This window comes from Pseudomonas sp. BT-42-2 (assembly GCF_025847435.2).
Taxonomy (GTDB): Bacteria; Pseudomonadota; Gammaproteobacteria; order Pseudomonadales; family Pseudomonadaceae; genus Aquipseudomonas; species Aquipseudomonas urmiensis.
This window is the reverse complement of sequence record NZ_JAOYTM010000004.1, coordinates 206,371-218,707: the sequence shown is the minus strand read 5'-3', so window position 1 is coordinate 218,707 and position 12,337 is coordinate 206,371. Positions and strand designations below refer to the sequence as shown.

Here is a 12,337-nt window from a genome sequence, read left to right as displayed (position 1 = left end):
ACAAACAAGCGCTGCCGGACAGATCGATCCTCTGCTCCGGCAGCCCCCTTAACCTTGCGCCAACATCAGCGCATTGGCTCAGGCCTTGTCGGCTTCAGCGGCCTTCTCACCACCACATTTGCCTTCGCCGCACTTGCCTTCAGCAGCTTTCTTGTCGGCGGCTTTTTTATCGCCGCCACACTTGCCTTCACCACACTTGCCTTCGGCGTTTTTGCCCTCGGCGTGCTTGCCGGCTTTATCAGCGCCGCATTTACCTTCGCCGCACTTGCCCTCGCCATCCGTCTTGGCCGCAGCCAGTTGGTAGCCGTGGGACAGAGGCTCGACGGCGAATGCACTACCGCCCATTACCATGCCGCCGATCAGAGCAGCGCCCAGCAGACCAAGGGTATTTTTCGATTGTTTCATGGTGGTGCTCCACTTCGGTTGTGAGATGGAGCCATTTCGCCGCAACGGTGTGTCGCAGGTGTATCGCCAGTGGCGCGGTTTTGTATGAAAGTCGGTCTCGCTCCACAGAAGATACAGTGGGATACAAAGGCATCGGCCCAGGCCTGGCTGCCGTTCAAACAACCTTTTCAAACGCTTGTATGTTTTTTCGTTGACAGCCCGTCAGCCGCATCCTAACCTCCCAGCAACTTCCACCGGGCCGGACACTTTTGTGGGCAACCTCTATCTGATCCGACATGGCCAAGCCTCCTTCGGCGCTGACGACTATGACGTCCTCTCAGCGGTAGGCGAGCGCCAAAGCCAAGCATTGGGCGAGCACCTGGCCCAGCTCGGTTTGCGCCTTGACCGCTGCGTCGCCGGCAGCCTGCGCCGTCAGCAAGACACCGCGCGTCTTGCCCTGCACGCGATGAGCGGCCACGCTTGCCCAGTGCCGGCGGTCGAAACCGACCCTGCATTCAACGAATTCGATGCTGACGGTGTGATCCGCACCCTGCTTCCCGGCTTGCTGCCAGATGAGCCTGAAGCGCTGCACATCCTGCGTAACGGCACTACCAATCGCAGTGAGTTCCAGCGCCTGTTCGCCCTGATGGTGCAACGCTGGCACGATGGCCAGCACCCTGACGATGGCCTGGAAAGCTGGTCTGCCTTCACCGCAAGGGTTCAAGGCGGTCTGCAACGGGTCCTGCAGCGCGCCGGCAGCGGTGAGAATATCGCCATCTTCACCTCCGGAGGCACCATCGCCGCCCTGCTCCACCTGGTGACTCGAATTACCCCCAGTCAGGCATTTGCGCTGAACTGGCAGATCATCAACACCTCGCTCAGCCAACTGAAGTTTCGTGGCAGCGACGTGACCCTGGCTTCCTTCAACAGCCAAGCACATGTGCAGCTGTTGCGGGCGCCGGAGCTCATCACCTATCGATGAGCCCGGCCTGTTGTGTCCCTGCGGACGCGAATATTACTTAACAAGGAATACGCCATGAGCGATGTAGCTAAAGCCGTCGAAGCGATGAAAGCAAAGTTCAACCCCGCCGCCGCCGCCGGCCTGGACCTGGTGTTCGGCTTCAACATCACTGACGAAGACAAGCAATATGCGCTGATCGTCAAAGACGGCACCTGCGACATCCAGGAAGGCGAAAACCCAGACGCCAACTGCACCCTGGTGCTCGACAGCGAGACCCTCAAGGGCATCGTCAGCGGCGAGACCGACGGCATGCAAGCGTTCATGGGCGGCAAGCTGCGCGTAGAAGGCGACATGATGCTGTCGATGAAGCTCAGCGAGCTGTTCCCAGGCTAAGCGTCCGGGATGATCGATGAAAACCGAAGCCTGCGCGGGCTTCGGTTTTTTTTTGCCTGGCCGGGGCATGGCGGCGCGCTTTTCGCGGGCAAGCCCGCTCCCACAGGGATGGTGCTGAACCTACGGTTAGCGGGGTGCCTGGGTAGTTGGCGAAGAAAGCAAGACTGCCTCTATGGCTTCAATATCAGGCGCGTTGATCGACCAGCAACACCCACAGCTATATGCCATTGGCACGCTTGTACCAGCACGGAAGGCCCATTAGATTAGCCAATAATCCTCGTGAACGAGAATAAGGATAACGCATGACGCTCACTGACCAGTCCACCCAGGTACGCCCCGGCGAAGAACTCGATGCGACTGTCATCGATCCTTACCTCAAAGCCCACATCCCGGGCTTGCAGGGAAGCCCGGCCATCAGCCAGTTCCCCGGCGGTGCATCCAACCTCACCTACCTGGTCAGCTACCCGAACCGCGAGTTCGTCCTGCGCCGCCCGCCATTTGGCCACAAGGCCAAGTCCGCCCACGACATGGGCCGCGAGTTTCGGATCCTCAACCAGCTCAATAGCGGCTTTCCCTACTGCCCCAAGGCCTATGTGCACTGTACCGACGAGTCACTGATTGGCGGCGAGTTCTACGTGATGGATCGGGTCAAGGGCATCATCCTGCGCTCGGACATCCCCGCCGAACTCGATCTGGATGCCCACCGCACCGAGGCCCTGTGCAAGAGCTTCATCGAGCGCTTGGTCGAGTTGCACCAGGTCGACTACAACGCCTGCGGCCTGGCCGACCTGGGCAAGCCTGAAGGTTACGTACAACGGCAGATCGAAGGCTGGAGCAGCCGCTACGAAAAAGCCCTGACCCCGGACGCACCGCGCTGGGAGAACGTCATCGCCTGGCTGCGCGAAAAAATGCCCGCCGACCATCCACGCCCCGCCATCGTGCATAACGACTACCGCTTCGACAACGTCATCCTCGACGCGGCAAACCCGATGCGCATCATTGGCGTACTGGACTGGGAAATGACCACGATCGGCGACCCGCTGATGGACCTGGGCAACAGCCTGGCCTATTGGATCGAAGCCGATGACCCAGCGCCGGTGCAGCTGATGCGACGCCAGCCAAGCAACGCAGCGGGCATGCTCACCCGTCGCCAGTTCGTCGACTACTACGCCGAACGCGCGGGCATCGCTATCGACAACTTCGACTTCTACTACTGCTATGGCCTGTTCCGCCTGGCCGGGATCGTGCAGCAGATCTACTACCGGTTCTACCATGGCCAGACCCAGGACAAGCGCTTTGCCCAGTTCATTCACATGAACAAGCTGCTGGAGCAGATGACCCTGCAAGTGATCGGCAAGTCCGCACTCTGACGACAGACAACAAGGAAAACAGCATGTCCAAGACCCAACTGTTCGACCTCGATGGCAAGATCGCCTTCGTCTCAGGCGCCAGCCGTGGCATCGGCGAGGCCATCGCCCACTTGCTGGCCCAACAGGGCGCCCATGTGATCGTCTCCAGCCGCAAGCTCGAGGGCTGCCAGCAAGTGGCCGACGCCATCATCGCAGCGGGCGGCAAGGCCACTGCGGTGGCCTGCCATATTGGCGAGCTGGAGCAGATCCAGCAGGTGTTTGCCGGTATTCGTGAACAGTTCGGCCGCCTCGACATCCTGGTCAACAACGCCGCCACCAACCCGCAGTTCTGCAACGTGCTCGACACCGACGTGAGCGCCTTTCAGAAAACCGTGGACGTGAACATCCGTGGCTACTTCTTCATGTCGGTCGAAGCCGGCAAGCTGATGCGCGAGCACGGTGGCGGCAGCATCATCAACGTCGCCTCGATCAATGGCGTATCGCCTGGGCTGTTCCAGGGCATCTACTCGGTGACCAAGGCCGCAGTGATCAACATGACCAAGGTGTTCGCCAAGGAGTGCGCCCAGTTCGGTATCCGCTGCAACGCCTTGCTGCCGGGGCTGACTGACACCAAGTTCGCCTCCGCCCTGGTGAAAAACGACGCCATCCTCAACGCCGCCCTGCAACAGATCCCCCTCAAGCGCGTGGCCGATCCCAGCGAGATGGCCGGTGCAGTGCTGTACCTGGCCAGCGATGCCTCCAGCTACACCACCGGCACAGCACTGAATGTCGACGGCGGCTTTCTCTCCTGATCAGTCCTTGAGCGCCTGCAGCGTGTAGCTCAGCGGCAGGCGCCAGGGCGCTTCGCGCAGGCGCCATTCGCCGTCGGCGCCCTTGACCATCTGCTCTGGCAGCGCCTCCCAGGGAATGCTCTGATGCTCGTGCAAAGCGCTCAAGCGCAGGCCATTTTGCAGCAACGCGGTGATGACCTCAGCCAAGCCATGGTTCCACTCGTGGGTCTCGGTCTGGATCAGGGCCTGATCAGTCTCGACGTAGGTCTGATCGTTGATCCACACGGTCGGCACCTCTCGCTCGAAGTAGGGGTAGTCCAGTTGCAGGCGGTCGTGATGATCCTCATTGACTGCCATCAGCATTGGATGCCCATCGCGCAAGAACAACCGCCCACCTGGCTTGAGCAGCGCCGCGACGGTACGGGCCCAACGCTCGATGCTGGGCAGCCAGCACAAGGCGCCAATGCCGGTGTAGACCAGGTCGAAACTGCCAGCCGGCAGTACCTGGTCGGCCTGATAGACATCCGCTTCGACGTAGTCGATGGCCGCCCCGCAGCGCTCAGCCAATCGCCGCGCCTGCTCCAGCGATGCCGAGGAAAAATCCAGACCGCTTACCTCAGCGCCCAAACGCGCAAGAGACAAGGTATCGGTGCCGATATGGCATTGCAGATGAACTGTGCGCAGGCCGCGGATATCGCCCAGCTGTGGCAGATCGAAGCGCACCACTTCGGACAGGTGCTCGGCGCACGCGATGAAGCGCTCGACCTCGTAGTCTTTCGACGCCGCATGCAACGGCGCGCGTTCATCCCAGCTGGCGCGATTGAGATCGTTGGATCGACTCATGAGCTACATCCCTGTCACTGATACAAATAGACAACTTAGCCGGCGCGACATCTCCATTACAACTGGACTATAAACTGCGGACATTTCACCTGCGCACGAAGGGATCTCATGCCAACTCTATACGAGGGCGGCTGCCTGTGCGGCGCCATCCGCTTTGCCGCCGATGCCCCCGCCGCCACCCCACACCATTGCTCCTGCCGTTGGTGCCAACAACATACCGGGGCACTCACCGCCACCTGGGTCGAGTTTGCTCGCAATCAGGTGCGCTGGACCGGGCCTGGCGGTGCGCCCGATACCTGGCGCTCCTCTGATTGTTCCAGCCGCGCTTTCTGCCGCCGTTGCGGCAGCAGCCTCGGTGCCATAGATGACGCCCCGACTGTCGCCTTGCTGCTCGGTTGCTTCGATCAACCCGACAGCCCTGGACTGGAAGCTGTTTTCCACGCCTTCGAGGATCGCTGCCCAGTGTGGAATCGCCCTCAACCCCTTACAGACAAGTAGCGGCTGCGGCCCGACGGCGCAGGGCCATGCTGTCATTGCTTTGTGCGTAATAGTCGACCCGGGTGCCGTTGGCGTCGGGGTAAACGTCGACGAACGACTGCGCCTCTCGGGTATAGACCGTGTAACCGCCCTGCTTGCGCGGCTGCAGATAGCCGCTGGCATCAACGCCGAACGTGGCCTCTTCCTGCCAACTGAACTGGATGCATTGCGAGACGATCTGCGGGGCCTTCTGTGAAGCCAATTGCGCAGTCGGCGCGCCGCCGCGTGCGGCTTCCATGGTCGATGAAGCACAACCAACCAGCATCAGCGCTACGGCCATCGGCAAAAGTGCGCGCATGTTCGATCCTCGGAGCAAAAAAAGAACGCGACTCTAGCACTGGCGGCCATGTCGAGTGAATTGTCCCGAGCAGGTTGTTGTCGCATAGAGGGCATGCCTGCCATTAGGAGATCACTATGAAACTGCGTCCACTGCTATCGGCCGTACTGCTTAGCGCCACCCTGCCGATCCTGCCCTTGACCGCCACGGCCGCGCCAAGTGCTGAGCAAAGCGTCACCGCGCCAGAAACCCACAACCGCGAACTGCAAGTTGGCGACAAAGCGCCAGATCAGTACAAACGCGATAACGCAGCCATTGCCGACTGGAAAGGTAAAGGCCTACCCGCCCCGGAAAAGGATAGCCATTGGGTGAAAATGGGCGATCACTATGTGCTGGTGCAGATCACCAACGGCGTGGTGCTGGCCATTCAGCCCGCCTCCTGAGTCAGCACGGGCCGAGCAATGCCGCCATATGCACGGCATTGCGCCCACCGGCCTTGGCTTGGTAGAGCGCAGCGTCGGCCTGGCCGAGCAGGCTGGCGGCGTTGTCCTCGGCGCCGGGGATGCCACACCACAAACCGACACTGAAGCGCAGCTCGATGTCATCGCCCGCAAAGCGCGCCGGACTCTGGGCGATCGCCTCACGCAAGCCCTGTAGCGCCGCCATGGCGCCCTCTCGATCGGTATTGGGCAACAGCAGCAAGAACTCTTCGCCACCATAACGGCCAAGGCTGTCGTTCAAGCGCAAGCGCTGCTGCAACTGGCGCACGCAGTGGCACAGCACCTCATCACCGGCCAAGTGGCCGTGCAGGTCGTTGATGCGTTTGAAATGGTCGATGTCGATCATCGCCACGGCCAGGCTGCTGTGTTCGCCCCTTGCCCGCTCCAGCTCCACAGCGAAGCGCTCAAGAATCGCCCGGCGGTTGTAGGTGCCGGTCAGCACATCGCGCAAGGCCATATGCTGCAAGCGCGATTCGCTGCGCTCCTTGGCCATCAGCACAAGGCCTATCGAATACATCATCACCGTCACCGTACCAATGGCCACCGATACCGTCTGCTTGAGATTGCTGGTGTCGTAGCGCATGTCCGCCGCCTCCCCCAGCACCACCGCCACGGCGCGCATGCCCAGCCCGACCAGGCTGATCAACGCGCCAATCACCAGCAGCAGGTGCGCCCGGCCTGGACGCTCGACGTGCCGTCGCGCCCAGCAGAGGATCAACAAGCATTGCAGCATCAGCACCAAGGTCGCCAGCAGCATGCGCGGCTCCAAGGTGTCGAGCAGCAGCATCAACCCCAGCAACATGACTGCCGGAATGATAAAGATCGAGCGCCACGGCACCCGCTGTTCACGCACCCGGAACAAGCTCGCCGAATAGAACGCCAGGGCCAGCGACAGCAGGCTGTTACCCAAGCCATAGCTGATCCACAGCGGCGCATGGGCGTACAGCGTATAGCAGACGTACGCCAGGGCATGGGCGAGCAGTCCGCAGCCGGTCAGCAGCAGGTTGTCGCGGCGGTTGAACTGACCGACCAGGAACAGGCAAAAGGCCAGGATGGTCGCGACCAGGGCAACGGCGGCGAACAGCGTCGGGGTATGGGCGATCATCGTGATTCACCGTGTGGCAGACAGCCGTCTTCAATGCGGCCTGGCTCAAGTCTAGGGGCCAGCGCTCAACCCAGCCATGACCGAGCGGGACAGAACAGCAGCCGCCAGGCACGTGACGATGTTGCGCGGGAGAAATATTTTTACCGTGCAGAAACCAAATTGAGCGATTCCGGTCTTAGTGGTTACCCCGTAAACCTATGCGGATCAAGGACCTATATCGTGATCACCCGCCTTGCAAGTCTCCCGCTGATTGCCGCGATGCTGCTCGCCGCTGGTTGCCACAGCCATCATTACCACGACGATGATGATGGCTGGCGTGACCGCGATCGCGGCCATCACCACCGTCATGACCGTGGTGACGATGATCGCCGCTACCGTGACCGCGATTACCGCTGAAACGTCTTTCCAACCCTGGCTTGCCGCCCGTGACGCGGCACTCTACTTTGATGATTGCTTTGAGGTTCATGAACATGCGTTTGACTCTGCCTTGCGTTGCCCTCGGCCTGCTGCTGTGCCAAGGCGCCTTTGCCGGTGACGGTACTGCGGCCATTGGCGGCGGCCTCGGTGGCGCCCTGGGCAACGTGGTTGGCCAGCAAATTGGCGGCAGCACTGGCGCAGCCATTGGCGCCGGCCTGGGCGGTGCCGCCGGCAGTGCGGTAGGTGCCCGCAAGGGCAACCGCACCGAAGCGGCGATCGGTGGTGGCCTGGGTTCGGCTGGCGGCTCGCTGCTGGGCGGCAAGCTCGGCGGCTCGACCGGCTCGACCGTCGGTGCCGGCCTGGGCGGCGCTGCTGGCGGTGCCATCGGCAACCACCTGGGCGACAACAACGGCAGCAAGAAGAAACACAAGCGTCGTCACCATCGCCACTGATCGCTTGCCCCACCCATCGCGGGGGCAAGCCCCGCGATTGCCTTGGCCACAAAAACCCTGCAACACATCAATACACCCTTCACCCCACAATGGCACACTGGCTGCTACTGTCTTTCGTGCCCCCTTGAGTGAAGGAACACCCCCTCCCGATGAACCCTGAGCTGCTCACGGTCCTAGGCCTGTTGGCCGTCGTCGTCCTTTTGTTCGTCATCAACCGACCGCGCATGGACGTGGTCGCCCTGCTGGTGATCCTGTTTCTGCCGCTGTCGGGCATCCTCACCGTTGAGCAAGCCCTGGCGGGCTTCAGTGACCCTAACGTGGTGCTGATCGCGGCGTTGTTCGTGATCGGCGAAGGACTGGTGCGCACTGGCATCGCCTATCGCATCGGCGAGTGGATGAGTGCCCGTGCTGGCAATAGCGAAGCACGCCTGCTGGTGCTGTTGATGGTATCGGTCGCAGGGCTGGGTTCAGTCATGAGCTCGACCGGCGTGGTGGCGATCTTCATCCCGGTGGTGCTGAGCATTGCCGCGCGCCTGAGCATTTCGCCCAGTCGACTGATGATGCCCTTGAGCTTCGCCGGGCTAATCAGCGGCATGCTCAGCCTGGTCGCCACGCCGCCCAACGTGGTGGTGCACAGCGAGCTGGTGCGCCACGGCGAGCAAGGCTTCACGTTCTTCAGCTTCACCCCGTTCGGCCTGGTCGTGCTGGCTCTGGGCGTGGCCTACATGCTGCTCACCCGGCGCTGGCTCATCGGTGAAGTGCGCAAGGATGGCCGCGTAGAAACCCGGCGCACCCTGCTCGACCTGGTGCTGGACTACAAGCTCAACGGCCGCGAACGCCGCCTGCGCATCCGCCCGCAGTCGCCATTGATCGGACATACCTTGGGCGAGCTGGAGCTGCGCACCCGCCACGGCGCCAACGTGATCGGCATCGAGCGCCAGCATAAATTCACCACCCGGGTGATTACCGCCGACTCCGGCACCGTGCTGCACCAAGGCGACGTGCTGTTGCTCGACCTGTTCGCCAACCGCGACGACCTGCGCAGCCTGTGCCAGACCATGCAGCTCGAACCCCTACACTTCAAGGCCGCCTACTTCATCGATCAATCCCAGGAAGTGGGCATGGCCGAAGTCTCCCTGCCACCGGGCTCGCAACTGATCGGCAAAAGCATCCTGGAACTGGCCTTCCGTAGCCGCTACGACCTCAACGTGGTCGGCCTGCGTCGCGATCAGGCGGCCATCGAGGAGCAACTGGTCGAAGAAAAACTGCGCCTGGGCGACACCCTGCTGGTCGTCGGCCCGTGGAAAGCGGTGCGCCAGCTTCAGAGCCAAGCCAAAGACTTTTTGGTACTGAGCCTGCCTGCCGAGATCGATCAGGTCGCGCCAGCCCGCAGCCGCGCGCCCTTTGCCCTGATCAGCCTGGCGGTGATGGTCGGCCTGATGGTCAGCGGCGTGGTGCCCAACGTGCTCGCCGCGCTGATCGCTTGCCTGCTGATGGGCGCTGGCCGCTGCATCGACATGAACAGCGCCTACCGGGCCATCCATTGGCAAAGCCTGGTGCTGATCGTCGGCATGCTGCCGTTTGCCCTGGCATTGCAGAAAACCGGTGGTATCGACCTCGCCGTCAGCGGCCTGGTCGGGCTGCTCGGCGGCGCTGGGCCTAGCGCGATATTGGCCTGCCTGTTCGTGGTAACGGCGGTGATTGGCCTGTTCATCTCCAACACCGCCACCGCAGTACTGATGGCGCCCGTGGCGATCAGCACCGCCAGCCAATTGGGCATGTCGCCCTACCCGTTTGCCATGACCGTGGCCCTGGCAGCCTCGGCGGCGTTCATGACGCCAGTGTCTTCGCCGGTCAACACCCTGGTGTTGGGGCCAGGTCAATACCGCTTTGCCGATTTCATAAAAGTCGGTGTGCCATTTACCGTACTGGTGATGCTGGTAACGGTGTTGATGGTGCCGTGGTTCTTCGGGCTGTAAAGGTGATGTCAGCGAATAGCGGCAAAATGGCATTATCGGTCTGGATTGTGCCGCGATAATATCCAATTGACATCAACCCTGCTCTCGAAACACACTGATACGAATATGTCCCAGGTGCCTTGAAGTCGTTGTCCTGGATTCCGTCTCCGCTTGCCGGTAGAGCCCATGGTGTTTCCAGCTCATTCGCGCCCATTGCCTCACCTCGCGCTATTCAGCCTTACCTTCATCCTGACCTTGGCTGGGATACTGGCCCGTCCGATCGAATCGCTGTCGCTGTTCTGGCCGGTCAACGCCGTGCTGGCGGGGGTGCTGCTGCGTTATCCACGCCTGGCCAATCCGCTCGGTTTCGTCCTGATCTGGGTAGCCATGGTCGGCGCCGACCTTGCCTGTGGCAGTACCTGGCCGCCGGCGTTGTGGTTCAACCTGTGCAACCTGGGCGTGATCGTCACCATCTGGCTGCTGCTGTCGCGCCTGCCGCGTTTGCACCGACGCATGCGCACGCCGCATGGGGTGTTGAGCGTATTCGGTGCCTGCGCAGCGGGCGCGATGGTTGCGGCGAGCATGGCCTGCGTGATGGCGGCGCCGTGGTTCCAGGAATCGCTGCGCGCCACCTGGCTGGCCTGGTTCAGCGAGCAGTTCTCCACCAGCGTGCTGGTTCTGCCGGCGTTGCTGACCGCGCCCAATACCGGCGCGCTGCTACGCGGCAGCGGCCAGGCGATTCGCCTGGCGCCGATGCTGGTGCTGCTGGCCTCGCTGGCCCTGAGCATCGCCTTCGGCGGGCCGGGTGCCATCGCCTTCCCGATTGCCGCGCTGCTGTGGTGCGCCTGGACCTACTCTCCGTTTCTGGTGTCGCTGCTGGCACTGACTGCCGGCAGTACGCTGATCGTTGCCGTGGCGCAAAATCTCATGCATTTCAGCGTGCCGCAGAGCGTTCCAGGGGTGACCACGCTGATGTCAGCGCGCTTAGGCATCGCCATGCTGGTGCTCGGCCCACTGGTGGTCGCCTGTGTCAGCAACACCAACCGCAGCCTGCTCGCCCGCCTGGCCCATCAGGCGACCATCGACCACCTCACCGGCGCACTCACCCGCAGCGCCTTCACCCGCCGCGCCAATGCCCTGCTCGAAAGCCGCCAACAGCACGCCCAGGCGCTGCCATTGACCTTGATGATGCTCGACATCGATCACTTCAAGACGATCAACGACCGTCATGGCCATGGCGTAGGCGACCAGGTGCTGCGCCAGTTCGCCAACGCCTTGCAGGACCAACTGCACGACGGAGAGCTATTCGCCCGCCTGGGGGGTGAGGAGTTCGTGGTGATCATTCCAGGCCTTGACCCTGAACGCGCCAAATTCACCGCCGAACGCATGCGCCGGGCGATCCAGGACTTGCACCTGACCCATAACGACCCGCGCTTGCAGATCACCGTCAGCATTGGCCTGGACGGCTGTACTGCCGACACCCCGGCACCGAGCCTGGACGAACTGCTGGTACGCGCCGACAAAGCGCTGTACCGCGCCAAAGCCCATGGCCGCAACCGCGTCGAACAGGCCGAGCCGCAGCGCCAGGTGGTCTGACTCATCCAGCCAGCAAGTCCCACGACAGCTTGGCGATCAGCACGCACAACAGGATCAGGAACAGCCCACGGACAAACCCTGCACCCTTGCGCACCGCCAGCCAGGTGCCGGTCAGGGCGCCGAGGATGTTGCATAGCGCCATGGGCAAGGCCATGGCATACAGCACGTTACCGGTGGGAATGAAGAACACCAGCGCCGCCAGGTTGGTGGCGATGTTGACCAGCTTGGCCGAGGCCGAGGCGTGCAGGAAGTCCAGGGCAAAGAAGCGGATGAACAGGAAGATCAAGAAGCTGCCGGTACCCGGCCCGAACAAGCCATCGTAAAAGCCGATTGCACCGCCGATCAGCACCGCCAGGCATTGCTCCTTACGGCCGATCTGCGCTGGCTTGTGCAAGGTGCCAAAGTCTTTCTTGCAGAAGGTATAGACCGCCATCAGCACGATCATCACCAGCACCGCTGGGCGCATCACGCTAGGCGGCACCAATGACACGGTCGCCGCCCCGGCGAACGACATGACGAAGGCGCTCAGCGCCGCCGGCACGATCAGGCCCCAGTCCAAGCTCACCTTGCGAATGAACGAGCGCGCGGCGAACGCGGTGCCACACACCGAGGCCAGCTTGTTGGTCCCCAGCAGGGCCGCCGGCTGGGCGCTGGGCAGCACATTGAACAGTGCCGGAATCTGGATCAGCCCGCCCCCGCCCACCGCCGCATCGATCAAGCCAGCGGCGAAGGCAAACAGCGACAGCAGGACAACATCCATCATGGCGAGGGCTC

Annotated in this window: 14 protein-coding genes and 1 pseudogene; 10 read left to right on the top strand and 5 right to left on the bottom strand. The window is 62.3% G+C overall.

What is annotated here, in order from left to right; translation table 11 throughout:
• Nucleotides 1-87 precede the first annotated feature (87 nt).
• A pseudogene (locus OIU19_RS03630) lies at nt 88-405 on the bottom strand (hypothetical protein); the annotation flags it as partial.
• A 250-nt stretch (nt 406-655) separates the two neighbouring features.
• Here OIU19_RS03630 and OIU19_RS03625 point away from each other — a divergent pair.
• From OIU19_RS03625 to OIU19_RS03610, 4 genes are all read left to right on the top strand, one after another.
• Nucleotides 656-1,366: a histidine phosphatase family protein gene (locus tag OIU19_RS03625; RefSeq protein WP_264233378.1), complete on the top strand. Its 711-nt coding sequence runs from the start codon at nt 656-658 to the stop codon at nt 1,364-1,366.
• 54 nt (nt 1,367-1,420) lie between these two features.
• Nucleotides 1,421-1,738 carry an SCP2 sterol-binding domain-containing protein gene (locus OIU19_RS03620; RefSeq protein WP_186555108.1) on the top strand — a complete coding sequence of 106 codons (318 nt, stop codon included), beginning with the start codon at nt 1,421-1,423 and terminating at the stop codon, nt 1,736-1,738.
• A 302-nt stretch (nt 1,739-2,040) separates the two neighbouring features.
• The gene (locus tag OIU19_RS03615; RefSeq protein WP_264233376.1) at nt 2,041-3,108 is read left to right on the top strand and encodes a phosphotransferase family protein; all 1,068 of its coding nucleotides are present in this window, start codon (nt 2,041-2,043) and stop codon (nt 3,106-3,108) included.
• A 23-nt stretch (nt 3,109-3,131) separates the two neighbouring features.
• A complete protein-coding gene (locus OIU19_RS03610) occupies nt 3,132-3,899 on the top strand; it encodes an SDR family oxidoreductase (protein WP_264233374.1) in 768 nt (255 codons plus the stop codon).
• Here the strand turns inward: OIU19_RS03610 and OIU19_RS03605 are convergent, their stop codons facing one another.
• Nucleotides 3,900-4,721, bottom strand: a complete 822-nt coding sequence (locus tag OIU19_RS03605; RefSeq protein ID WP_264233373.1) for a bifunctional 2-polyprenyl-6-hydroxyphenol methylase/3-demethylubiquinol 3-O-methyltransferase UbiG — start codon at nt 4,719-4,721, stop codon at nt 3,900-3,902.
• Nucleotides 4,722-4,829: 108 nt separating this feature from the next.
• On the opposite strand from OIU19_RS03605, the gene OIU19_RS03600 reads away from it, so the two are divergent.
• Nucleotides 4,830-5,219, top strand: coding sequence for a GFA family protein (locus OIU19_RS03600; RefSeq protein WP_264233371.1), 390 nt, complete (start codon nt 4,830-4,832; stop codon nt 5,217-5,219).
• On the opposite strand, the gene OIU19_RS03595 is transcribed toward OIU19_RS03600, so the two are convergent.
• Nucleotides 5,206-5,556 carry a hypothetical protein gene (locus OIU19_RS03595; protein WP_264233369.1) on the bottom strand — a complete coding sequence of 117 codons (351 nt, stop codon included), beginning with the start codon at nt 5,554-5,556 and terminating at the stop codon, nt 5,206-5,208. The two genes, OIU19_RS03600 and OIU19_RS03595, sit on opposite strands and share 14 nt — an antisense overlap.
• Before the next feature lie 116 nt (nt 5,557-5,672).
• Here OIU19_RS03595 and OIU19_RS03590 point away from each other — a divergent pair, with 116 nt between their 5' ends.
• Entirely contained in the window at nt 5,673-5,978 is a 306-nt protein-coding gene (locus tag OIU19_RS03590; RefSeq protein WP_264233367.1) for an RcnB family protein, read from the top strand.
• 1 nt (nt 5,979) lies between these two features.
• On the opposite strand, the gene OIU19_RS03585 is transcribed toward OIU19_RS03590, so the two are convergent.
• A complete protein-coding gene (locus OIU19_RS03585) occupies nt 5,980-7,140 on the bottom strand; it encodes a GGDEF domain-containing protein (protein ID WP_264233365.1) in 1,161 nt (386 codons plus the stop codon).
• 219 nt (nt 7,141-7,359) lie between these two features.
• On the opposite strand from OIU19_RS03585, the gene OIU19_RS03580 reads away from it, so the two are divergent.
• The 4 genes from OIU19_RS03580 to OIU19_RS03565 all read left to right on the top strand — a co-directional run bounded on the left by OIU19_RS03580 (nt 7,360) and on the right by OIU19_RS03565 (nt 11,563).
• Nucleotides 7,360-7,536: a hypothetical protein gene (locus OIU19_RS03580; protein ID WP_264233691.1), complete on the top strand. Its 177-nt coding sequence runs from the start codon at nt 7,360-7,362 to the stop codon at nt 7,534-7,536.
• Between the two features lie 74 nt (nt 7,537-7,610).
• Nucleotides 7,611-8,009 (top strand): glycine zipper domain-containing protein, encoded by a 399-nt coding sequence (locus OIU19_RS03575; protein WP_264233363.1) that lies wholly within the window; start codon nt 7,611-7,613, stop codon nt 8,007-8,009.
• A gap of 149 nt (nt 8,010-8,158) precedes the next feature.
• Nucleotides 8,159-9,988 carry an SLC13 family permease gene (locus OIU19_RS03570; RefSeq protein ID WP_264233361.1) on the top strand — a complete coding sequence of 610 codons (1,830 nt, stop codon included), beginning with the start codon at nt 8,159-8,161 and terminating at the stop codon, nt 9,986-9,988.
• A gap of 150 nt (nt 9,989-10,138) precedes the next feature.
• Nucleotides 10,139-11,563 carry a sensor domain-containing diguanylate cyclase gene (locus OIU19_RS03565; RefSeq protein WP_264233359.1) on the top strand — a complete coding sequence of 475 codons (1,425 nt, stop codon included), beginning with the start codon at nt 10,139-10,141 and terminating at the stop codon, nt 11,561-11,563.
• Between the two features lies 1 nt (nt 11,564).
• On the opposite strand, the gene OIU19_RS03560 is transcribed toward OIU19_RS03565, so the two are convergent.
• On the bottom strand, nt 11,565-12,326 hold the full coding sequence (locus tag OIU19_RS03560; RefSeq protein ID WP_264233357.1) for a TSUP family transporter: 762 nt from the start codon (nt 12,324-12,326) through the stop codon (nt 11,565-11,567).
• Nucleotides 12,327-12,337: the final 11 nt, after the last annotated feature.